The 21,674-nt window shown below is 70.1% G+C and carries 22 protein-coding genes; 10 read left to right on the top strand and 12 right to left on the bottom strand.

Annotated features, from left to right (window positions below; all coding sequences use genetic code 11):
- Window positions 1-61: 61 nt before the first annotated feature.
- A complete protein-coding gene (locus tag ACVBEQ_RS13445) occupies window positions 62-313 on the top strand; it encodes a hypothetical protein (RefSeq protein ID WP_447153813.1) in 252 nt (83 codons plus the stop codon).
- On the opposite strand, the gene ACVBEQ_RS13440 is transcribed toward ACVBEQ_RS13445, so the two are convergent.
- Genes ACVBEQ_RS13440 through speB form a run of 5 tightly spaced genes read right to left on the bottom strand, consistent with a single transcriptional unit; the run spans window position 279 to window position 4,044 of the window.
- Window positions 279-551 (bottom strand): GlsB/YeaQ/YmgE family stress response membrane protein, encoded by a 273-nt coding sequence (locus ACVBEQ_RS13440; RefSeq protein ID WP_447153812.1) that lies wholly within the window; start codon window positions 549-551, stop codon window positions 279-281. The two genes, ACVBEQ_RS13445 and ACVBEQ_RS13440, sit on opposite strands and share 35 nt — an antisense overlap.
- Complete coding sequence (locus tag ACVBEQ_RS13435) at window positions 548-793, bottom strand: DUF6457 domain-containing protein (RefSeq protein ID WP_447153811.1); 246 nt, start codon at window positions 791-793, stop codon at window positions 548-550. The genes ACVBEQ_RS13440 and ACVBEQ_RS13435 overlap by 4 nt, the downstream gene beginning before the upstream one ends.
- Window positions 794-803: 10 nt before the next feature.
- Entirely contained in the window at window positions 804-1,841 is a 1,038-nt protein-coding gene (locus ACVBEQ_RS13430; protein ID WP_447153810.1) for a TerC/Alx family metal homeostasis membrane protein, read from the bottom strand.
- Between the two features lie 49 nt (window positions 1,842-1,890).
- Window positions 1,891-2,874, bottom strand: a complete 984-nt coding sequence (locus ACVBEQ_RS13425) for an NAD-dependent epimerase/dehydratase family protein (protein WP_447153809.1) — start codon at window positions 2,872-2,874, stop codon at window positions 1,891-1,893.
- Between the two features lie 39 nt (window positions 2,875-2,913).
- On the bottom strand, window positions 2,914-4,044 hold the full coding sequence (gene speB / locus ACVBEQ_RS13420; protein WP_447153808.1) for an agmatinase: 1,131 nt from the start codon (window positions 4,042-4,044) through the stop codon (window positions 2,914-2,916).
- A gap of 165 nt (window positions 4,045-4,209) precedes the next feature.
- On the opposite strand from speB, the gene ACVBEQ_RS13415 reads away from it, so the two are divergent.
- From ACVBEQ_RS13415 to ACVBEQ_RS13400, 4 genes are all read left to right on the top strand, one after another.
- On the top strand, window positions 4,210-5,196 hold the full coding sequence (locus ACVBEQ_RS13415) for an endonuclease/exonuclease/phosphatase family protein (protein WP_447153807.1): 987 nt from the start codon (window positions 4,210-4,212) through the stop codon (window positions 5,194-5,196).
- Between the two features lie 218 nt (window positions 5,197-5,414).
- Window positions 5,415-6,317: a hypothetical protein gene (locus tag ACVBEQ_RS13410; RefSeq protein ID WP_447153806.1), complete on the top strand. Its 903-nt coding sequence runs from the start codon at window positions 5,415-5,417 to the stop codon at window positions 6,315-6,317.
- Window positions 6,314-7,579, top strand: coding sequence for a hypothetical protein (locus tag ACVBEQ_RS13405; RefSeq protein ID WP_447153805.1), 1,266 nt, complete (start codon window positions 6,314-6,316; stop codon window positions 7,577-7,579). The genes ACVBEQ_RS13410 and ACVBEQ_RS13405 overlap by 4 nt, the downstream gene beginning before the upstream one ends.
- A gap of 61 nt (window positions 7,580-7,640) precedes the next feature.
- Entirely contained in the window at window positions 7,641-7,901 is a 261-nt protein-coding gene (locus ACVBEQ_RS13400) for a hypothetical protein (protein ID WP_447153804.1), read from the top strand.
- 9 nt (window positions 7,902-7,910) lie between these two features.
- Here the strand turns inward: ACVBEQ_RS13400 and ACVBEQ_RS13395 are convergent, their stop codons facing one another.
- Both ACVBEQ_RS13395 and moeA read right to left on the bottom strand, forming a co-directional pair.
- Window positions 7,911-8,720 carry an Fpg/Nei family DNA glycosylase gene (locus ACVBEQ_RS13395; protein WP_447153803.1) on the bottom strand — a complete coding sequence of 270 codons (810 nt, stop codon included), beginning with the start codon at window positions 8,718-8,720 and terminating at the stop codon, window positions 7,911-7,913.
- 48 nt (window positions 8,721-8,768) lie between these two features.
- Window positions 8,769-9,968, bottom strand: a complete 1,200-nt coding sequence (moeA, locus tag ACVBEQ_RS13390) for a molybdopterin molybdotransferase MoeA (protein ID WP_447153802.1) — start codon at window positions 9,966-9,968, stop codon at window positions 8,769-8,771.
- A gap of 214 nt (window positions 9,969-10,182) precedes the next feature.
- On the opposite strand from moeA, the gene ACVBEQ_RS13385 reads away from it, so the two are divergent.
- Window positions 10,183-10,422: a hypothetical protein gene (locus ACVBEQ_RS13385; protein ID WP_447153801.1), complete on the top strand. Its 240-nt coding sequence runs from the start codon at window positions 10,183-10,185 to the stop codon at window positions 10,420-10,422.
- Between the two features lie 8 nt (window positions 10,423-10,430).
- Here the strand turns inward: ACVBEQ_RS13385 and ACVBEQ_RS13380 are convergent, their stop codons facing one another.
- Window positions 10,431-12,146 carry a Mur ligase family protein gene (locus tag ACVBEQ_RS13380; protein ID WP_447153800.1) on the bottom strand — a complete coding sequence of 572 codons (1,716 nt, stop codon included), beginning with the start codon at window positions 12,144-12,146 and terminating at the stop codon, window positions 10,431-10,433.
- 124 nt (window positions 12,147-12,270) lie between these two features.
- Here ACVBEQ_RS13380 and ACVBEQ_RS13375 point away from each other — a divergent pair, with 124 nt between their 5' ends.
- From ACVBEQ_RS13375 to ACVBEQ_RS13360, 4 genes are all read left to right on the top strand, one after another.
- A complete protein-coding gene (locus ACVBEQ_RS13375) occupies window positions 12,271-13,206 on the top strand; it encodes a serine/threonine-protein kinase (protein WP_447153799.1) in 936 nt (311 codons plus the stop codon).
- Between the two features lie 271 nt (window positions 13,207-13,477).
- Window positions 13,478-15,106, top strand: coding sequence for a chaperonin GroEL (gene groL, locus ACVBEQ_RS13370; protein WP_447153798.1), 1,629 nt, complete (start codon window positions 13,478-13,480; stop codon window positions 15,104-15,106).
- A 210-nt stretch (window positions 15,107-15,316) separates the two neighbouring features.
- Window positions 15,317-17,236, top strand: a complete 1,920-nt coding sequence (locus tag ACVBEQ_RS13365) for an NAD-binding protein (RefSeq protein ID WP_447153797.1) — start codon at window positions 15,317-15,319, stop codon at window positions 17,234-17,236.
- Window positions 17,237-17,271: 35 nt separating this feature from the next.
- Window positions 17,272-17,703: a nitroreductase/quinone reductase family protein gene (locus tag ACVBEQ_RS13360; protein ID WP_447153796.1), complete on the top strand. Its 432-nt coding sequence runs from the start codon at window positions 17,272-17,274 to the stop codon at window positions 17,701-17,703.
- On the opposite strand, the gene ACVBEQ_RS13355 is transcribed toward ACVBEQ_RS13360, so the two are convergent.
- The 4 genes from ACVBEQ_RS13355 to fdhA all read right to left on the bottom strand — a co-directional run bounded on the left by ACVBEQ_RS13355 (window position 17,687) and on the right by fdhA (window position 21,341).
- Complete coding sequence (locus ACVBEQ_RS13355) at window positions 17,687-17,887, bottom strand: PspC domain-containing protein (RefSeq protein ID WP_447153795.1); 201 nt, start codon at window positions 17,885-17,887, stop codon at window positions 17,687-17,689. The two genes, ACVBEQ_RS13360 and ACVBEQ_RS13355, sit on opposite strands and share 17 nt — an antisense overlap.
- A 114-nt stretch (window positions 17,888-18,001) precedes the next feature.
- The gene (locus ACVBEQ_RS13350; protein ID WP_447153794.1) at window positions 18,002-19,297 is read right to left on the bottom strand and encodes a hypothetical protein; all 1,296 of its coding nucleotides are present in this window, start codon (window positions 19,295-19,297) and stop codon (window positions 18,002-18,004) included.
- 180 nt (window positions 19,298-19,477) lie between these two features.
- Entirely contained in the window at window positions 19,478-20,032 is a 555-nt protein-coding gene (locus tag ACVBEQ_RS13345; protein ID WP_447153793.1) for a GNAT family N-acetyltransferase, read from the bottom strand.
- A 79-nt stretch (window positions 20,033-20,111) separates the two neighbouring features.
- Window positions 20,112-21,341 (bottom strand): formaldehyde dehydrogenase, glutathione-independent, encoded by a 1,230-nt coding sequence (gene fdhA / locus ACVBEQ_RS13340; RefSeq protein WP_447153792.1) that lies wholly within the window; start codon window positions 21,339-21,341, stop codon window positions 20,112-20,114.
- Window positions 21,342-21,674 lie beyond the last annotated feature (333 nt).

Below are 21,674 nucleotides of genomic sequence, written 5' to 3'. Positions count from 1 at the left end.
GGCCCCGCGCCGGGCCGGCCGGTTTGCGGCCACGCAGGCGGAGCGGGCCGGCCGGCGGACGATGGCGGCCAACCTTGCATCGTGGCGGGCCGTGCAGGCGGCGATCCCCGACGACCTCGGCGGGGCCCCGGCGGCGGGCAGGGAGTACCTGGCGTGGCTCCGGACCGTGGACCTGTCGTCGGATGCGGCACCGCCGGCTGCCGTCAACGGGTGGGTGCGGGAGCTGCGCTACCGGACCAGGCTGGTCGTTGACGGACTTCCCCGGCCGGTCAGCCGCGTCAGCCGGAGCGGCTGCTCCGTCCGGACCGGCTGACCAGATTGATCACCAGCAGCAACCCGAGCGCCCCGAGGCAGGCCACCCCGAAACTGGCCCAGTCCCAGCCGAAGTTCCATGCCACCCCGGTGGCCCACCGGTAGATGAATCCGGCGAGTACGGCGCCGAGGATGCCGGTCACCATGTTGGTCAGGCAGTCGCGCCTGCGATCCCGCAGCACCAGTGAGGCGACCCAGCCGGCGAGCGCGCCGAAGATCACCCAGGACAGCCAGCTCATGGTGTCGCCTCGCCCTCCGGGAGCAGTGCGGTCAGCGACGCCAGCGCGCTGGACGGCGCCTGACCGCGGCCGACGGCGACGCCGACCAGGTAGCACGTCAGCGGGCCGGCGATCCTGGCCACGCCGTGCGCGACGTCCCGGGTCATGTCCAGCAGTTCGGTGCGCAGGTCGGCCGGTATGGCGTCCGGCGGGAGGTCAAGGGCTCTGGAGGCCTGCACGATCCAGTCGTCGAGGGTGCTCATCGTTCCGACGCTAGCCGCCGCCCCCGTCGGCCACTCCGTCGACGTCACGCGCACCCGGCCGGTCGGCCGCCGGATGGTTGCGCAGTGATCCGGCATGGGCCTTGGCGGTGGGATCGTTGCGGCTCTTGATCAGGCTGGCCACGGTCGTGACGGTCAGCACGACGACGATGACGACCAGCGACAGGTTCGTGCTGACCTCCGGCACCCCGGACCAGATGCCATGCGCCCAGTGCAGGACCAGCTTCACCCCGATGAAGGCCAGGATCAGCGCGAGGCCGGTGGAGAGGTAGACGAGCCGGTCCAACAGACCCTTCACCAGGAAGAACAGCGCGCGCAGCCCGAGCAGGGCGAAGGCGTTCGCGACGAACACGATGTACGGCTCCTCGGTGACGCCGAAGACGGCCGGGATGGAGTCCAGCGCGAAGAGGATGTCCGTGCTGCCGATCGCGATGAGCACGATGAACAGCGGTGTCGCGAACCGGCGCCCGTCGATCCGGGTGAACAGCCGGCCCTCCTGGTATTCGTCGGTCACCGGGATCGCCTTGCGGGTGAGCCGGACGAGGGCGTTGTCCTGGATGTCGGGGTCCTGGTTGCGGTGCCGGAACAGCTGGATCGCGGTGAAGATCAGCAGGATGCCGAACACCAGGAACATGAAGGCGAACAGTTCCAGCAGCGCGGCCCCGAGCACGATGAAGATGGCGCGCAGGATCAGCGCGATGATGATGCCGAACGTCAGCACCTTGTGTTGGTGCTTCTCCGGCACCGCGAACGTCGTCATGATGATCACGAAGACGAACAGGTTGTCGACCGACAGGCTCTTCTCGACGATGTACCCGGCGAAGTACTGGGTGCCGTAGTCGCCGCCGGCGATCATCGTGAACACGACACCGAAGGCGATCGCCACGGCGATGTAGAACACCGACCACGCCGTCGCCTCCTTGAAGCCGACGGCGTGCGGTCGTGCTGCCGCGAGTATCAGGTCCAGGGCGAGCAGTCCGACGATCACCCCGATGGTGATCACCCAACCGAGGGTGCTGATCTCGAGCATGCAGTCGTCTCCGAACTGTCGTCGGGGCTCACCGATGGGTGGATTCGACCTACCAACTGCCGAGCGCGGCGAGCAGTTCCCGCTCGCGACGATCGGTGAGCCCCGCGCCGCGCGGCCGGTGCAGGCCCTGTGCGCGTTCCCAGTCCAGCAGCTCGGCAACGAGCCGCCGGCGGGTCCGGTGCCGCAGCCCCGCGGCGTCGGCGGCGGCGCCCGACCAGCTCGGACGGTCCTGTCCGGCGACCCACAGCGGCAGCGATTCAGGGCCCATCCACTGACCGACACCGTGCTGGAGCAGCCAGTTCTCCGTCGCGGGCACGCGCGGGCCGGTGTGCCCTGCGACCTTCCGGGACAGCGCGATCCAGTCGGCCAACCCCTGGATCGGCCCGACGGCGTTGTAGGTGCCGATCCGCCCGGTCTCCGCGGTGTCGACGAGCCAACAGGCAAGGTCGCGGACGTCGACGACCTGAACGGGCAGGTCCGGTGCGTCGGGAACGAGCATCGGGCCGGCGGTGTCGCGGGCTGCCCTCGCCACCCAGTAGCCGGTGCGCCCGGTGTGGTCGCCGGGTCCGCCGATCAGGCCCGCCCGGGCGATCAGCAGGCGGTCACCGACCGCATCCCGGCTGATCTGCTCGCAGGCCACCTTCGCCTCGCCGTACTGCGTCCGGGTCGCCTCCGCGCCGTCGTGGACCGGCAACAGCGGCGCCGACTCGTCCACGTCGTCCACAGCGCCGGCCGCGTACGCGCTCACCGACGACACGTAGGTCCAGTGGCCGGCGCGGTCCCGCAGGGCCGCCAGCGCGCCGCGAACCATGCCGGGCTGCCAGGAGACCTCCACGACGGCGTCCCAGTGTCGGTGGCGGACGCCGTCGTAGGCATCGGCTCGCCGCCGATCCGCGGTGACCGCCGTCGCCCCCGCGGCGACCGGCCCGCTGGCGCCGCGCGCGAGGCAGCTGACGCGGTGACCGCGACCGATCGCCTGCCGGCTGATCTCCCGGCCGAGCCATGCAGTGCCGCCGAGGATCAGCAGGTCCATGCAGTTCTCCGGCCGGGCAGCGCACGGACCGGTCGGCGATCAGGCATGGTCGTCGTGGCCGCCCTGCAGATGGTGGTCGTGCTCGGTATAGGTGTTCGACGGCTCCGGCCGTGACCAGGCGTCCGGGCGGACAGGGAACCGCAGGGTGGCGGGATCTGGCCGGGTTCCGGGGCGGGTGACGCTGCCGCCGGCGCGCTCCCGCTTCTTGTTGGCCAGCGCGGCCAAGGTTTCCAGAACGACCCGATGAGCGTTGTTGACGGTGCTCTCCGCCTGGTCGTACGGCGGTGACACCTCGACGACATCCAAGGCCACCAAAGGCGTTTCGAGTGCAATCGAACGAACGGCGCGCAGCAGATCGGCCGGGTTCATCCCACCCGGCTCGGGGGTTCCGGTACCGGGGGCGAACCCGGGATCGAGAACGTCGATGTCGACCGACAGGTACAGCCAGTCGCAGCCGTCGCCGGCCCGGGCGATTGCGTCGGCGATGACGGGCCGCATGCCGCGGTCCCATACGTCGTGCATCAGGTGCCACGTCATCTCCTTCTCGCGCATCCAGTCGAAGACCTCGGGCGGCGGCCAGTACCCGCGCAGGCCGACCTGGACGAAATTGCGCCCGCGGATCGCACCGGACTCGATCAGCCGGCGCATCGGGGTGCCGTGCGAGTGCAGGTTGCCCTCGATGCTGTCGGCGGTGTCGGCGTGCGCATCGAAGTGCAGCAACCCCACCTTGCCCCAGCCGTAGCGCCTGGCAACGGCGGTGGCGGCCGGGTACGTGATGGAGTGGTCGCCGCCGATGATCACCGGGAAGGCGTCCGCCCGCAGCACGTCGGCGACCTTGGCCTCGATGTTGCGGTGGGACGGCGGGGTGAGTCCGTGCGGGCAGTAGGCGTCTCCGGCGTCGACCACATCGAGCCACTCGAAGATGTCCAGCCCGAGGTCGAGGTGGTACGTGCCGGGGTCGTAGGCGGCGGAGCGCAGGGCGCGGGGGCCGAACCGGGCGCCCGCCCGGTGGGTGGTGTTGATGTCGAACGGGGCGCCGACGATAGCCGCATCCGGCCGCCGCTCGGCCAGCCCGGCGGCGGTGGCGACCCAGTCCCGCGAGCTGAACGTGGGCAGGCCCTGATTGTCGCCCCGATCGATGTTGTCTGCCGTGCCGCTGCCGCCTGCCATCGTGCCTCCGCCTCGGGCCGGCCCGGCCGGCCGGCGGGTAGATCCCGGCCGACCGTACTGCGCCGGGCAGGGTGCCGCCGGGAAGGTTCCTGCCTTGCCGTGCAGGTCGTGCCTTGCCGTGCAGGTGGTGGGCAACCCGGAGGGCGGCTGAGGCGTCCCCGCCTGGTGAGTTCTTCGACGATGCCGCTGCCACGCCTGTCCGATCCGCAACCGGCCGCACCCGCGCCGCGACCGACGAGGCGCCGGCGCTCGCTCCGGGGCCTGGGCATCGCCGTGCTGGCAGCGGCGGTCACCGCCGGGATCGTGCTCGCGGGCTCGATCCCGTCGCTCGACGGTGTGGGCGCCGCGTGGACCAGCTTCCTGCCCTGGACCGTGGTGCTGCTCGTGCTGCTCGCCGTGGCAGCCGTCGTGCGGCGCGCCTGGTGGGGGTTGTCCGCCGTGATCGTCGCGGTGATGGTGTGGTCGGCGGTGTTCGTCCCGCAGATGATGGCGGCCCAGGTCCCCGCCGGAGCCTCGGATCTCGTCGTCGCGACGCAGAACATCGGCGCCGGTAGCACGGACCAGGCGGCCGCCGCGCGGGCACTGGTGGGAACTGGCGCCGGACTGGTGGCGGTGCAGGAGATCGTCGGCACCGGTGACGCCACGGCGGTGCTGGACGCCGGCTACGGGTACCACGCGCGGGTCAGCACGGTCGGACTGTGGTCGCAGTGGGCGATGGAGGATGCGGAGCCGCTGGAACTGGGGCTGAGCTGGGCGAGGGCCTTCCGGGTCGTCGTCCATCACCCGGCGGGCGACATCGCGGTCTACGCGGTCCACCTGCCGTCGGTCCGGCCGGGCGACACCGCGGCACGGGATCAGGCCGTCGCCGAACTCGCCGGCGTCGTCGCCGCGGACCCTTCGGGCCGGGTGCTGGTGATGGGCGACCTGAACACCGCCGGCACCGACCCGGTGTTCGACCGGCTCACCGGGGAGCTGGCCGATTCGCGGGAGACGGTGCGCGGTGGGTTCGGGTTCACCTGGCCCGCGCAGTTCCCGCTGACCCGGCCCGACCACGTGCTCAGCCGCGGTATCGACACCCTGTCCGACCAGGTGCTGGCCGGCGGCGGCAGCGATCATCGCGCCGTGGTGGTCGGGCTTCGCGTCGGGAGTTGAACGGATACTGCTGATCGAACCATCGGGTGTGCTGAACACCGGGGACGCAGGCGGGCCGCTGACCGCCTCCTACGACGATTCGCTCGCATCACCCGTTCGATACAAGCAGTGAGCATGTGACGCAACTTTGGGCGGTTCGTGCCGACTGCGCGGTATCACTCGATAGATAGGATCGTGCCCCGTATACGTAGCGTAAGAATCGCAGTAGCGTTCGGGTGATGGGGAATCTTCGAATGGCCGCCTCGAAAGAGGTGCGACCGATTTCCCGTGTGCTCGGCCCGGCCGCGATGCCGCCACGGTGCGGCGTCGAGCACGAGTACCGCGTCCTTGCCGACGATGGGCCCGTGGACTTTCGCGAGGTGATCCACACACTCGACATCCCGGGCCGTCGGCTCGATCCGGCCGATGCGAACGCCTACCGCTGCGGTTGGGGCGGCGCGCTGACGGTCGATGGGCGCGAGGCCGAGATCGCCACCCCGCCCATCGCTCTCGAGCGGGGGTTCGCCGATCTGGTCGTCGAATCGACCGAGCTGGGCCGCGCCTGCCTGCTGCAGGCGCTCTCGCCGGGTCTGCGCATCGAGGGCTACTCGACCCACATCAACGTCTCGGTCGCCGATGAACGCGTGCTGGGCGCGGCTCGGCTGTTCGCTCCGCGCTTCGCCGTCGGCCTCATGCTGCTGATGGACGGCCGACAGTCTCCCGGTCTGCTGGTGCGCCCACGGCCGGGCCGGCTGGAACTGGGTGGCGAGTTCATTCGCGGCGACGGCTTACGTGCCGCGATCCTGATGGCGACCGGTGCGGCGCTGGCCTGCAGTCGTCGCGGCGCCGTCATTCGCCGGCTGCCTCCGCGGATCGACGCAGCGAGCGTCCCGGCGGTGGAGCGGTTCGGGACCTACCTGGATCGACGCGCGTTCGGCGCCGACCTCTACGGGCTCGGCCGGAGTTGCCCGCTGCGGACGGTCGACGGCCGGAGCCGCACTGCTCAGCAGCACCTCGAGGACTGCTGGCGGGTCGCCCGGGCGCACGTTCGCCGGTTCGCCACGGAGGACGATCTGCGGCTCGTCGACGACCTTGTCTCCGGCAGGCTGCCGTTGCCGACAGAGGTCGACGAACCGTCATGAGCGAGCCGACCGGCCAACCCGATCCACTTCGCCCGCGACAGCGGCCGGGTGTGCGGGTCGAAGCGGAGGTTGCGACCTGGGAGTCGGTCGTCTTCGCGATCACCGTGGGGGCGGCCGTTCGCTACCTCGAGGTGCCTGCCGCCCAGGTGCCGCTGTTCCTGGAGAAGGTCGACAGTGGCGAGCTGGACGAGGACCTCGTGGAGCTCGCGACCAGGCCGACCGGCGCCACCCTGAACATGCCCGGCCGGATCCGAACGCTCGCGGCATTCGATCGCCTGGTGCGCGGCGCGGTGGCCCGGGCCGAACGGGACCCACTGAGCGGTGAACTGACCGGACCCGGCTGGCGGCCGCGCAAGCGACGCCGTGACGACCGCAGCCGGTCCGAATCAGACCACCAGCCCGACCCGACCACCCATTCGATCCCTACGCCGACCCCTTCGCCGCGAGCCCCGGCACACCAACCGGCGATGACACCGGTCGGTGCCGGTGCGGCCATCGCCCCTGTTGTGAAAGGGGGTTGGTGGTCGAGCCCGGCGGTCGCGGTCGGCGCTGTCGTCGCGGTCGTGGTGCTGGTGGCGGGCGTGGTGTTCGCCGTCGCCCGCCCGTCCGACGACCCGCAGACCCGGGCCGACGCCGCCGCCACGGTCAGCCCGGCCAGTACGCCGACCGCCGCGGCATCTGCCGTCGTGACCTCTGCCCTCGCAACGTCGGCCTCAGGAACCTCGGCATCTGGAACCTCGGCACCCGGGACTTCGGCAGCCGGGACTTCGGCCGCCGCGACCACCGCCGGAACCTCCGCAGCGCCGACCGCCGCACCCTCGGCCACCGCCCGCCCGTCAGGCACCAGCTCCGGTGCGCCCCCTGCCAATCCCATCGCCGGCACGTACTCCGGCGTCCGGACGATCACCGCGAACAGCGGCCATCCGGAGGCGGCGATCGGCACCAGCGAACCGCTCGACCTCACGATCACCGCTGCCTGCGCCGAGCCGACGTGCGCCGTTTCGGCGAAGGGCTGGGGGACGGCCGCGGTGACCGGATCGACCCTGAAGTTCAGCGGCACCGCGACGGAACCGTGCAAGGACAGCCCGGGAATCACCGTCGAGGATTCCTGGTCGGTGACCCTGAAGGCCGCTGCTGCGGACCCGTCCGGCGCTGTCCAGAAGCTGACCGGCGTCGGCACGGTGACAGTGTCCGCATTGAACGGTTGCGACGCGAAGGTCTACCCGCTCACCTGGTCCTACAGCATCACCAGATCCGGCTGACCGACGACCTTCGGGACAACACCGCTGGTGAACATCAAGTGACGAGCAAGGGAGAAACGTGATGGGCGAGAAGGGCAACATGCTGGACACCGTCGGCCTGGCCGATGTCGGGTCCGGGCTGTCGGGGGGTGCGGGGGTCGCCGGCGGGCTCGGCGGTGACGGGTCGGGCCGTTCCGAGACGGGCATTGTCGGCAGCGTCGCCAAGGCGGTCGATCACGTCCGGACGATGGGCGATCCGGGCGATGCCGGTGTATCGAAGGACGTCGGCCCGGCCGGACTGCTCTCCTCGGGTCAGGACGAGAAGCCGCCGTCCGATCGGTAGCCGGCTGTGTCAGACCGCTTGGCAGTTCGGGCACCAGAACAGGTTCCTGGCCACCATTGCCGCGGTCAGGATCTCGGTGCCGCAGATCCGGCAGGGCTCACCGGCCCGCCGGTACACATAGAACGAGTCGTCCCGGCGTGGCCGTCCGCTCCGGCGTGAGCGGTCCTCGGGCAGGGTGGTGACGATCCGGCCGGCCCGGACGCCGCTGCGCAGCAACACGCACAGGTCCGCCCAGATGGCGTCCCACTCGACGCGGGTGACCAGCCGGCCCTCCCGGTAGGGATTGATCCGGTGCCGGAACAGCACCTCCGCCCGGTACACGTTGCCGATCCCCGACAGCACGTCCTGGGACATCAGCAGCGCCCCGATCGCGACCTTCGACCGGGTGATGCGGGCCCACGCCCGCTCGGGGTCCGCGTCCGCACGCAACGGGTCGGGCCCGAGTCTGGCGAGCAGGACGTCCCGCTCGGCGCGGGAGATCAGCTCACAGGCGGTCGGCCCGCGCAGGTCCGCCCACGCCGTCTCGTTCTCCAGTCGGAGCCGCAGAGCGCCCCGCGGCGGCTGGACCGGCGTGGCGGCGATCGGCATCTTCCCGTATAGGCCGAGGTGGATGTGCAGCAACCGGTCCGCGGGTCGGTGCTGCCGGAAGACGAGGAACAGATGCTTGCCGTGCGCGTCGGTGCGGGTCAGCGTCGCTCCGTCCAACATTCCGGCGCCGTCCGCGAACCGCGGTTGCAGTGTCGACGCGGACACCGGCCGACGGCCGAACGCCCGCAGCAGATCACGGGCAAGTCGATGGATGGTGTGGCCCTCGGGCACGCGAGTTCCTTCCTGCGGGCCGATGGGCCCTGCGCTGCATCCGTCGCATCAGCCGAGCAGCCAGACTTCGACCTGCTCGCCCGCGTCGAGGTGCGTCACGTCCTCTTCCACCACGATCATGCAGTCCGCGCCGGCCAGCCAGGACAACAGGTGCGAGCCAGGGCCACCCCACGGGGCGACGGTCCCGGCGACGGTGTCCAGATGTCCGCGGCGGAACTGGCGTTTACCGGCGGGCGAGTCCAGAGCGGCGGTGAGCGGGGCCTCGAACACCGGGCGGGTGATGTCGGGGTGGCCCATGGACGCTCTGATGGCCGGCCGGAGGAACACCTCGAACGACACATACGAGCTGACCGGGTTGCCGGGCAGCGTCACGATCGGAACGAATCTCCCGGGGGAGACCTCGTACAGGCCTGCGCCCTGCGGCATCCCGGGCTGCATCGCCACCTTCGCGAACTCGATGCCCCGCCCGCTGAGCGCGTCCTTGACGACCTCGTAGGCGCCCGCCGAGACACCGCCGGACGTCACGATCAGGTCCACCCCCTCGGCGGCACGGGCCAGCGCCGCGCGGAATCCGTCGACATCGTCGGCGACGAAGTGCTCGATGGTGGCCCGGGCGTCGACGGCCGTCATCCCGGCGGCCAGCATGGGGGCGTTCGATTCGTAGATCTGCCCCGGGCCCAGCGGCCGCCCCGGTTCGACGAGCTCGCTCCCGGTCGACAGGACCAGCACGTGAAGTGGTCGGCGCACCGGGAGATCGGCGAAGCCCAGGGCGGCGGCCACGCCGATCTGCGGCGGGCCGATCACCGTGCCGGCGGGCAGCACGATGCTGCCCGCGGTGACGTCCTCGCCGGCCGTTCGGACGTGCACGCCGGGGGCCGGTGCACTGTCGATCCGCACCGCCTCGGTGCCACCGTCCGTCCGCTCCACCTGAACGATGACGTCGGCCCCGGCCGGCATCGGGGCGCCGGTCATGATGCGGGCCGCGGTGCCGGGCAGCAACGGTGAAACGTCGGAACGACCAGCCGGGACGTCTTGCGACACCGGAAGAGTGACGGGCAGCCGGTCGACGTCGGCTCCCCTGACCGCATAGCCGTCCATCGCCGAATTCGCGAACGGCGGCAGGTCGATGGGGGCGACCAGGTCCCTGCCCAGGACCAGTCCTGTGGCCATCAGCAGTGGGACCGGGGTGACCGGGGTGGGGGACAGGAGCCCCGCGATGATCGCAGCGTGCTGCTCAACCGTGCGCATGCCGGTCATGATGCCTGGTGTCACCGGCGCCGAGTGACGGAGCGCAACCAACAACGAGCACAACCGGGTGGAACGGTGCTCGGCACCTTGCGGGGATTTGCACCTGAGGTACGGTTTCGACCGGGCGCAGCGGGGATCACGCGCCGCCGTTTGGGGAGGTTCAATGGTGAGTTCTCTGCAGTATTCACTTTGCAGCACAGAGGGTCTGGAGACCGTGACCGACACGCCGGATGCCGCGGCGACAACACTCGTCAGGCACCTTTCGGAAGTCGCCGGGGACCGAGCCGTCGAGTGGATGATCGCGGGACCCGGGGGTCGCATCCATCACGGACGGTTCGTACCGCCTGTCGACCAGCCGGCCTCGGCTGCCGTCGCCGACTATGTCGACGCGGTCCACGGCAGGCTGCTGCGGGACGCCGCTCAGCTGATGACGGCGGGGCTGATCGCCCGCTGACGGTCGGTTCAGGCTCGGCGGCGTACCCGATCGGAGACCTCGGCGGGCGTCATCTCGGATCCGCCGCGGGACGCGATGTCCGCCGCCATCTCCTCGCGTTGTTCCAGTGCGCACACGGCGACCGCAGACCCAGGTGGCAGCGGCGGCGAGGCCTCGTCCAGCAGGTGCACCAGACCAGACAGCTCGTCCGGTGACTCGTCGACCTGCACCACGCCCGCCTCGGCGGCACCGGCCCGCCAGATGCGCTCCATCTCTCCGGGTTCCCGGCCGCGCTGGTACCTGATCCGGTGCGCGACGACCAGCCGGTCGGCCGCCTGCGCGGCCATCGCGCCCATTGCGTGGATCGCTTCGTCGGTGCGGTCGCCGGCCGTCCCCAGAACGACAGCCAGGTCGCCGCCGGGTAGCCGCAGTGCGTCGGCGACCTCCAGCAGCGAGGCCAGCGACGCCTCGTTGTGGGCCAGATCCAACAGCACCGCGACGGAGCCGATGCGGTAGACGTTCAGCCGGCCGGCGTTCTGCTCCGCACCGCCGGTGAAAGTCGCCAGCCCCACGCGGACGGCATCCAGCGACACCCCAACGGCCAGCGCGGCCGCGGTGGCGGCAAGTGCGTTGGAGACGTTCACCTGGGACGCTCCGGCCAGCGTCAGCGGGACATCGGCGACGTCCATCACCACCGTCGGATCCAGGCCCCGGCCGAGGACGACGATCCGCCCGTCCACCACGGTGATCGCCCGTCCGCCGGCCTCCAGTGCCTCGTCGAGGTGGGGGTTGTCGGGGTCGGGGGAGTAGAACCACGGGCGCGCCCTCGACACCAGCCGCATGTCCCTGACCAGCGGGTCGTCGGCGTTGAGCACCGTCCAGCCGCTCGGCTTGGTGATCCTGGCGACGACCGATTTCACCTCCGCCAGCTGCTCCACCGTGTGGACGCCGAGCAGCCCCAGATGGTCGGGGCTGATGTTGGTGACCACCGAGACGTCGTTGACCGCGGTCCCCACGCCGCGCAGCAGGATGCCGCCGCGGGCCGTCTCGGTGACCGCGACCTGCACGCGCGGGTCCTCCAGCACCCTGGCCGCGCCGCCCGGACCCGACCAGTCGCCGGTTTCGACGACCTCACCGTCGATGACGATCCCGTCGGTGGACGACCAGCCGGGCGTGCGGCCGCCGGCCTTGACCAGGTGCGCGATCAGCCGCGTCGTGGTCGTCTTGCCGTTGGTGCCGGTCACCGCGATCACCGGGATGGTCGGCCGCATCGGTCGCACCGTCTCGCCCGGATCGTGACCCGCAAGTGCCTTCGGTATCTCCGCCAGCGCCGCGATCGGGTCGCGGCCCGCGGTGGTGATGGCGGCGAATGCCTTGGCCGCCTCGAGTCCGAACAGCTCAGCGGTGCCCCGGTGCCGGAACGGGTAGGCGACGATGACGGTGTCGTCGTCGCCGGGGCGCGCGACCGCGGCCACCCTGGTTCCCAACGCGCCGGCCGCCCGACGGACCACGGCCGCCCCGAGTTCGGCGGCGGCCAGTGCCCTGGTGTCCGAGTGCGGCAGCCCCACCGTCGGGTTGCGGACCCGCAGCGCCCGCTGCCAGGCGACCACGGCCGACGGCTCCGCGCCGAGGACGCCCTCGGCGTCCAGCGTCAACTTCACCGCGGGCCGGGCGAAGTACAGGTTCGGCCCGGTCAGGACCCGGAGTTCGACGGGTTGGCCGGCGTCGGGTTCGAGCTGCTGCATGGGTGAACCCTAGGTTCGCGATCGGCTCGCGGCGCGGCCGGGCATCTCGGTCCCGGTGGGTGCGGACGGTGCGGGGGCGAGTCGGTCCCGCAGCTCGCGTGTGCCCGCGGTTACGGTTCGTGATGTGTCGGCCGAACCCGCCGTGACCAGCGACGATGCTGCCGAGCGTCGGGCCGTCCGCGAGCCCGTCCGGGGCGGGTGGATCGGCCGCTACCGGCTGGGCCAGATCATCGGCCGCGGCGGCACGAGCGTGGTGTACCGCGCGGAGCCCGATCCTGCGGGTCCGGTCGATCCGGACCGGTCCGCAGCGGTTGCCGTCAAGGTGGCCCATGCGGACCGGTCCGCCGACGCCGCGTTCCGCCGTCAATTCCTGGACCAGGCACGGGCCGCGGTGCTCGTCGACCATCCCGGTGTGCTGCCGGTGGTGGATTCCGGGCAGGACGGCGACCAGCCGTTCGTGGTGATGCCGCATGTCCGCGGCGACGACCTCGCCCGTCGGCTGCAAGCCCGCTCGCTGCCGTTGGGCAGGGTCCTGACACTGCTGCGCGAAGTGGCCGACGCGCTTGATGCCATGCACGCCAAGGGCGTGCTTCACCTGGACGTGAAGCCGTCGAACGTGCTGGTCGGCCGGCACACGTCGGATCCGGCGGCGGACGGCAACGGTGCCGTCGACCGTGCGTTCCTGACCGATCTGGGTCTGTGCCGGTTCCTCGCAGACGGTCCCGTCCCTGGTGCGGCTGATTTCGTCGGCTCGCCGCGCTACGCCTCTCCCGAGCACCTCCGCGGCCGGGCGGTCAGGGCGTCGTCCGATGTCTACTCGCTCAGCTGCGTCCTGTTCGCGGCCCTCGCCGGGCGCCCGCCGTACATCGGTGACATCCCGGCCGTCGTCACCGGGCACCTGTCGGGAATGGTGCCGTCGGTGTCGGCGCTCGCCGGCGTGCCGCGCCGGCTGGACCGGGTGATCCGCCGGGGGATGCACCCCGACCCGGGCTCGCGGTTCGCCGTCTGCCGCGACCTGCTGAACTCGGCCATGGCGGCCCTCGACCCGACCCCGGCCTGACGCGGCCGAAATATCGTTCGGGCGAGCACCGTTCGGGCCAGTTACGTTGCACTCTCAGGGCGAGAGTGCTAAACCTGAGTTGGCACTCGGGCTACCTGAGTGCCAGGTCGGTGCGGTGAGAATCCGTCAGGCCCGGGCCACCGATGGTCGCGGGCCTACAGATTCGTCCGTCGCGGGCACCTCCACCGGCCAGCACCATCCCCAAAGCTGAAGACCGAACCACGGTGCCACAACGCCCGCGGGTCCGGCGAATCTGGAGGATCAACACCTCATGTCCAAGCTGATCGCTTTCGACGAGGAAGCGCGTCGTGGCCTCGAGCGCGGGATGAACATCCTCGCCGACGCCGTCCGGGTGACCTTGGGGCCGCGCGGCCGCAACGTCGTCCTGGAGAAGAAGTGGGGCGCGCCCACCATCACCAACGACGGCGTGTCCATCGCCAAGGAAATCGAGCTCGAGGACCCGTACGAGAAGATCGGGGCCGAGCTCGTCAAGGAAGTTGCCAAGAAGACCGACGACGTCGCCGGTGACGGCACCACCACGGCCACCGTGCTGGCCCAGGCGCTGGTGCGCGAGGGTCTGCGCAACGTTGCCGCGGGTGCCAACCCGATGGCGCTGAAGCGGGGCATCGAGAAGGCCGTCGAGGCCATCTCCAACCAGCTTCTGTCCGACGCCAAGGAGGTCGAGACCAAGGAGCAGATCGCTGCCACCGCCTCGATTTCCGCCGCTGACCCGGCCATCGGCGAGCTCATCGCCGAGGCGATGGACAAGGTCGGCAAGGAAGGCGTCATCACCGTCGAGGAGAGCAACACCTTCGGCCTCGAGCTCGAGCTCACCGAGGGCATGCGCTTCGACAAGGGCTACGTCTCGCTGTACTTCGCGACCGACGCCGAGCGTCAGGAAGCGGTCCTCGAGGATCCCTACATCCTGCTGTACGGCTCCAAGATCTCGGCCGTCAAGGACCTGCTGCCGCTGCTCGAGAAGATCATCCAGTCGGGCAAGCCGCTGCTGATCATCGCCGAGGACGTCGACGGCGAAGCGCTGGCCACCCTGGTGGTCAACAAGATCCGCGGCACCTTCAAGTCCGTCGCCGTCAAGGCCCCGGGCTTCGGCGACCGCCGCAAGGCCATGCTGCAGGACATCGCGATCCTGACCGGTGGCCAGGTCATCACCGAGGACGTCGGCCTCAAGCTGGAGAACACCGACATCTCGCTGCTGGGCACCGCCCGCAAGGTCGTTGTCACCAAGGACGAGACCACCATCGTCGACGGTGGCGGCGACGCCGACCAGATCGCCGGCCGGGTCACCCAGATCCGTTCCGAGATCGAGAAGTCGGACTCCGACTACGACCGCGAGAAGCTGCAGGAGAGGCTGGCCAAGCTGGCCGGCGGCGTTGCGGTGATCAAGGCCGGAGCTGCCACCGAGGTGGAGCTCAAGGAGCGCAAGCACCGCATCGAAGATGCGGTGCGCAACGCGAAGGCTGCCGTCGAAGAGGGCATCGTCGCGGGTGGCGGTGTCGGGCTGCTGCAGGCCGGCATCCGGGCCCTGGCGACGCTCGAGCTCGTCGGTGACGAGGCAACCGGGGCGAACATCGTCCGGGTCGCCATCGAGGCCCCGCTCAAGCAGATTGCGATCAACGCCGGCCTCGAGGGTGGCGTTGTGGCGGAGAAGGTCAAGGGTCTCCCCTCGGGCGAGGGCCTGGACGCCTCCACCGGCGAGTACAAGGACCTGATCAAGGCCGGGATCATCGATCCCGCCAAGGTCACCCGGTCCGCGCTGCAGAACGCGGCCTCCATCGCCGCGCTGTTCCTGACCACCGAGGCGGTTGTCGCCGACAAGCCGGAGAAGGCCCCGGCCGGTGGCGGCGGCGGAATGCCCGGCGGCGGGGACATGGACTTCTGAGTCCAGACCAGCTTTCGGCAGTACGCACCATCGCTTGATCACGAGGGCGGTCCCACTCCGGTGGGGCCGCCCTCGTGGCGTTTTCGGGAGCCTGTAGTCGGCCCCCGACGTGCGAAAACGTCGCATCGCCGCCTTCCTGTCGGTATTGTCTGCTTCTGGCCAGTGCCCATCCCGACGACGCGGTGGGCCGTAGGGACGGGAGGTGCCGACGTGTCCGCCGAGCTCATGCCGGAGTTCTCGTCCGCCTCGACCGCCACTCCTGCCCCGCCCGCTGCCGCTGAGAAGTCCGCCACCAGCGCCGCGTCCATCACCGCCCGCGGACTCGTCCAGCACGCGGCACCGATCCTTGAACCACCGATCCCGACCGATCTCGAGCGGCCCCACGGTCACGTCATCCTCTGCGGTCTTGGCGGCATCGGCATGCGGATCGCCGAACAGCTGCGGCGGGCCGGTGAGCCGGTCACGGTGTTGGAGGAGTACGGCGACCACACGCAGTTGGACGTCGTGACGGGGTGGGGTGCGTCGACGGCCGCGTCATTCGGCACCTCGTCCGCGACCCTCATCGCCGCGGGCATCCACAGTGCCCGGGCGGTGGTCTGCGTCCTGGACGACGAGCTGAAGAACCTCGAGATCGCCATGGTGGCAAGGGAACTGCGTCCCGATGTGCGGGTGGTGACGCAGTTGGGGAACCAGGCGATCGGTCGTGCGATGGCGCGCGGCAACGGTCCGGGCGCGGTCCTTGACGTGGCGAGCCTGGCCGCTCCCGCGATCGTCGAGGCCTGCCTGAGCAGGCGCATTCACGAGGTGCCGATCGGCGGCGAGTCGTTCCTGGTGGCCACGCTGCCGGTGCCGCGGGCCGCGACGCTGCGAGCCCTCTACGGCGACCTCGCACCGATCGCCGTGGTGCGCGGCACCGGCGAGGACAGCGACGACCCGATGGTGATCTGTCCGGACCGTGATCTGCTGGTCGGCCAGGGTGACGTCGCCGCCGTCCTGGGCACCGCCGCGGATTTCGAGAGTCACCAGGTGGATCTGCGCGATCACACCGAACGACCCGACGCCCCGCACCGGATCCATGCGCCGGCCCGGCTGATGGCGGTGTTCTCGGGTCTGCTCAAGGACTTCGACCCGGTGTTCTACAAGGCGCTGACCGCCGTTCTGGCGCTGCTGTCGGTCTCCACCGTCCTGCTCTGGCTCACCTACGACCGGCCCGGTATGAGCCTGCTGGATGCGCTGTACTTCAGCGTGGAGACGGTGGCCACGGTCGGCTACGGCGACTTCAATTTCATCGATCAGTCTGCGTGGCTGCGGATGTGGGCGATCTTCCTGATGGCCGCCGGGGTCACCACCATCGCGATGATGATGGCGTTCCTGTCCGACATGCTCATCAGCCGCCGGCTCAACGACTCCACCGGCCGTCGGCGGGTGCGCGGTATGTCCAGGCACATCGTCGTCATCGGGTTGGGTGCCTTCGGTATCCGGGTGGCCAGCGCGCTCGTCGATGCAGGCAAGCGGGTGGTGATCATCGAGCGGGACCGGGAGAACCGCTTCCTGGCCGAGGCCCAGGAGCTCAAGCTGCCGGTGATCTTCGGTGACGCGACACAGCGGTCCACGCTCGACGCGGCGCGGCTGGCGCAGTCGTCCGCGGTGGCGATCATGACCAGCAACGACATGGTCAACATCGAGACCGCCATCGCGGTGCACGATCTCATCGGATCGCCGATGGCGACGTTCTCCCCGGTGCCGGTGATCACCAGGGTGTTCGACCGGGCGCTCGGCCGGACGACGGCGCGGCGCTTCGGGTTCGACAACGTGCAGTCCACCGAGGAACTGACGGCGCCGTGGTTCGTCGGCGCCGCACTGGGACTCGACGTCCTCGGCTCCTTCTCCATCGCTCAGCGGACGTTCATGGTCAGCCGGTTGACGATCGAACCCGGTAGCCGACTTGCCGGTCTGGCCATGGACCAGCTGTCCGCGAACACGAGAGTGGTTGCGCTGACGCGTCATTCGACCGGCGTGATGGAGCATCCGCTACACCGCACGACCCGTTTCGAGCCGGGTGACCTGGCGTACCTGGTCGGGCCGTATGCGGAACTGCTCGGTGTGCTCAGGCAGGCCCGCCTGCGATAGGACCGATGTGCGGTCGGCCCCGTAGGTTGCGGAGCATGCCCCACGACGTGACCCTGAAAGTGATGAATGGGCTGCACCGGGCGGCGCTCAAGCTCAGTGGCGGCCTCGTCGGTTGGACTGCCGGCAGGATGCCGGTCCTCGAGCTGACGACGACCGGCCGCAGGACCGGGCGACGGCACGCGGTGATGCTGACGTCGCCGGTTCGCGACGGTGACGCGCTGGTCGTGGTGGCCTCGCGGGGCGGTGACGATCGTTCACCGGCGTGGTTCCTCAATCTCGTCGCTGATCCGGACGTGTTGGTGGCATTACAGGGCAAGCAGCCGATTCAGATGCGGGCAACGGTGGCCGACGCGGAACAGCGCGCCCGGCTGTGGCCACAGGTGACGGCGGACCACCGGAACTACGCCGGCTACCAGCTCAAGACGGAGCGGGAGATCCCGCTGGTGCTGCTCAGGCCTTCGGCATGATGACCCAGGCCAGCAGGTAGGCGATCAGCCCGCCGCCGCCGAGAAGGGCCAGCACGACGGCGATGATGCGGATCAGGGTCGGGTCGACGTTGAAGTACTCGGCGATGCCGCCGCACACGCCGCCGATCTTCTTGTCGGTGGAGGACAGCGTCAGCCGGCGGTAGGGCGCGGGGTTGTTGGACATAAGGGACAGTCTGCTGCGACGCCGGCGATTGCACACCAGGGGAGACCCCGGATTGCGCCCGGGGTCAGCGACGCCCTGACCCCGGGTTTCCCTCGTCTGTGGTCAGGCCGGCTGTCAGGGCAGGTAGTCCTCGATGCCTGACGCGGCCTCCGGCCAGGTCAGCGGACCCAGCCCGGTCGGCGCCGACGGCGTGGCGACGGACATCGCCGAGACCAGTGTCGCCGGCCGGCCGTCCTGAGCGGGCAGGGCCGGGTCGGTGGGTCCGAACAACGAGTCGACGGAGGCCGGGCCGACGGTGCCCATCGCGGAGACGACGCCGGGTCGGGTGAGGCTCCGTTCCGCGCAGGCGTCTGTCAGCAGCCGATCCCAGTTCACCCCGGTTGCGTACCCGTCGAACAGTCGCGTCGAGGGCGGCACCCCGGTCGCTGCAGCCCGCGCGGCAACGCTGACCGCGGCCGGGTAATCGGAGCCGTAGGCGGGGGCAGCCGTGCTGATCAGCACCCGCCCGGCCTCGGCGGCCGCGATCGCCGCCTCGTCCCACGCGGCCGGGTCGTACCCGTCGAGGGTGGTGACGATCGTGGTGTCGTCCGGGGTGGCGGCCGTCAGTCGGCCGGTGGTGGCCGGATCGGTGAGCGAGAGAACCGAGGTCGCGAGGCCCCAGTTCGCGAGGTCGGTGTCCTCGCCGGCGGTCCGCACGTCGAGGGTGACGCCCCGGTCGTCGGCCCACCAGCGGGCACCGGCGAGCCCGTTGGCCGCCGCCGCCGATCCGTCGGTGAGGACGCCGACGGATCCGCCCTGACTGACCCGGTCGATCTGCGCCAGGTATTCGAGGCCGTTGATGGCGAGGACGTCGGCGGTCGGGCCGATGACCACCGGCCGGTTGAAGCCGAGTTGGGCCGATGATCCGGCCGGGGTGAGTGTCGGTATCTGGTCGGACTGGATCCGCGCGTCGAGGTCCGCGGGGCCGGTGACCGACTCGAGCGTGATCAACCCGAGTGACGACCGGCCGAGTGCGTCGTATGCCCGGAGAAGGTCGTCCGGCACGCCACCTTGGCCCGAGATCGACAGCTGCACGAGGCGGCCGCAGAGCCCGCCGGACGTGTTCACGGCTTGCTGCCAAAGCTTGACGCCGGAGATGAACCCGCGGTCGATCGCCTGGTCGACCAGGACGCCGAGAGTGATGGAGCCGGCGTCCACGCCCGGGCCGGTGAGCAGTCCGTCGGGGGTGACCGGGGTGACCGAGACCGTGGTGGTGACTGTCGGAGTCGCCGCGCTGGGCGCGATCGTCCGCGGACTGGTGTCCGATCGCGACCCGACGTCACATCCGGCGACGACCAGCAGTGCGACCATCGCGCCGACGACGACGGTCGCGGGGCGGTGCCAAGCCTTCGCCTGATGTCGCCGGCTCACGTGACATGCCCGGCGTTGGCCCCGCGCCCGCTGACTCCGGGGCTGAGGTGGGCGGGCACTCGTCCAGCTTTGCACGCTGCTCTTTCTGAACCTGACCTCGATCGCGGGCTCGGTCGGTGAGCGGTGGCCAGACCCGACACCCCGGTCGTCATCCTCGGCGGCTCCCCAAGAGCGCGGAGCTCAGGACACGAACTCGTCGGCAAGCAGGTCCATCAGCAAGCCGTCGTGCCAGCTGTCGAGTTCTTCGCCGGTGTCCGGGTCGACGTCCTTCTCGTACCGGCGGAGGATGCCGACGGGTCGGAAGCCGGCGGCGCGGTAGCAGCCGATGGCCGGTTCGTTGTCGGCTGCCGGGTCGATCACAAGCCGGTGGTGTCCGCGGTCGACGATGAGGTGGCGGACCATCGTTCGGACGGTGTCCCGTCCGATTCCGCGCCCGTGGACCGCGGGATCGACGAAGATGTCGACCGATGCGTGCCGGTAGCGTGAGTCGTCTTCCTCGCCGAACTGCACCATGCCGCGGACGGTTTGGTCGACGACGATGGCGTAGCGGACGGTCGAGGGATCGTCGAAAGGCCATGCGTCCGAGGATGCTTCGTTGCCCCAGCGCGCCCGGACTTCTGGTGTCGCGAGGATCCGGCGAAGGTCGTCGACGTGCTTCGTGCTGACCGGCTGCAGGATGACGTATTCGCCGTTCAGGTGCTGGCTGTGTTGGTTGTGCTGGTGGTCGGTGGTCACGGTGCCGATTGTCGCCCCCGGCACCCGGGGCGCCCCCGCCCTTTTCTGAGCGACGGCGCCCCGGTTGACGCGGTTCGGCTCAGGCGGCGGTGAGCTTGCCGGTCATGTTGTGCGGGTCGAGGATGAACTTCCGCGCCACCCCGGAATCGAACTCGGCATAGCCGCGTGGGGCGTCGTCCAGACTGATGACGGTGGCGTTGACCGCGTCACCGATGTGCACCTTGTCGGCCAGGATGGCCTTCATCAGCCCGCGGTGGTACTTCATCACGGGGCACTGGCCGGTAAAGAACGCGTGCGACTTCGCCCAGCCGAGCCCGAGCCGGATGGAGAGCGACCCGACCTTGGCGGCCTCGTCGCCCGCGCCCGGGTCACCGGTCACGTAGAGCCCTGGGATGCCCAGCGTCCCGCCCGCCGCGGTGATGTCCATGAGCGAGTTCAGCACCGTTGCAGGCGCTTCGGTCGCGGAGTCGTGACCGTGCCCGCGCGCCTCGAAACCGACCGCGTCGACGCCGCAGTCGACTTCGGGGACGCCCAGGATCTGCTCGATCTGGTCTTTCGGGTCCCCCTTGGAGACGTCGACCGTCTCGCAACCGATCCTGCGGGCCTGCGCGAGCCGCTCCTCGTTGAGGTCGCCGACGATGACGACGGACGCGCCGAGCAGCTGAGCGGAAACGGCCGCCGCGATGCCGACCGGGCCGGCGCCGGCGACGTAGACGGTCGAACCGGTTTTGGTGCCGGCGGTGTAGGCGCCGTGGAATCCGGTCGGAAAGATGTCGGACAGCATTGTCAGGTCGGTAATCTTCTCCAGTGCCTGGTCCTTGTCCGGGAACACCAACAGGTTCCAGTCGGCGTAGGGGACGAGGACGTATTCGGCCTGACCGCCGACCCAGCCGCCCATGTCGACGTAGCCGTAGGCAGAGCCCGGCCGATCGGGGTTGACGTTCAGGCAGATGCCGGTTTTGCCTTCTTTGCAGTTGCGACAGCGACCGCAGGCGATGTTGAACGGCACCGAACACAGATCGCCGACCTTCACGAATTCCACGCCGGGTCCGACTTCGACGACCTCGCCGGTGATCTCGTGTCCGAGCACGAGACCTTCGGGGGCTGTGGTGCGCCCGCGGACCATGTGCTGGTCGGAGCCGCAGATGTTGGTGGTGACCACCTTGAGGATGGCGCCGTGCGGGACCTTCCGGCCGACGTTGGCCGGGTTGACGCCCGGTCCGTCCTTGAGCTCGAAGGTCGGGTAGTCGATGGTCTCCACTGCGACTTTCATCGGCCCTTGATAAGTGACCGCGCGATTGCCGGACATGAAGCCTCCTCCTCGTTGAGGTGCCGCACCCGGACGGTGCGACCCGGACGCCCGTGAGGACGTCCTCGGTACCCAAGCTACCCGCGAATCCGACCTAGTTGCCCAAGCAAAGACCTTATGGAGCAATGGGTTTCGCACGGTTCGTCGTATTCACGGCGGTTCGAGTGGAAGGGTGCTTCGGTTGTCGTTCGGCGAATCAGGGTGAAAGACCGTTGCTGCGTTCGGTGTCCACGTGGCTTCAGAACGGTGGTGTGTCGTCGTCGATGTCGTCGATGTCGTCGATGTCGTCGATGTCGTCGATGTCGTCGACCGTCGCGTTGGCGGTGTCGGGGT

The organism is Nakamurella sp. GG22 (assembly GCF_052976845.2).
Note: the sequence above shows the minus strand (reverse complement) of the source record. Positions and strands in the feature narration are given on the sequence as shown.